Here is a 324-nt window from a genome sequence, read left to right as displayed (position 1 = left end):
CCTGCACGCCATGACCACCACCACCGACCTACTCGACCAACTCCAACACGCCCACACCCACACCCTGGATCACCACCACCTGCCCCTGGGCGACATCCACCGCCTCACCGGCCACGACCAACTCTTCGACACCTTGCTCGTGCTCGAGAACTATCCCGTCGACACCGCCGCCCTCACCGGCCCCGACGACCTGACCATCACCGACTTCACCGGCCGCGAATCCACCCACTACCGACTCACCATCCAAGCCCAACCCGGCCCCCAACTAGGCCTACGCATCGAATACGACACCGATGTCTTCGATGCAGCCACCATCGAGGTTTT

At 63.3% G+C, this 324-nt stretch carries 1 protein-coding gene; it reads left to right on the top strand.

Translation table 11 applies throughout. The features are described from left to right. The coding region (locus tag AC5Y30_RS25525; protein ID WP_499922100.1) for a condensation domain-containing protein at positions 1-324 on the top strand (324 nt) is incomplete at both ends.

This window comes from Mycobacterium sp. NGS27, assembly GCF_059813005.1.
Note: the sequence above shows the minus strand (reverse complement) of the source record. Positions and strands in the feature narration are given on the sequence as shown.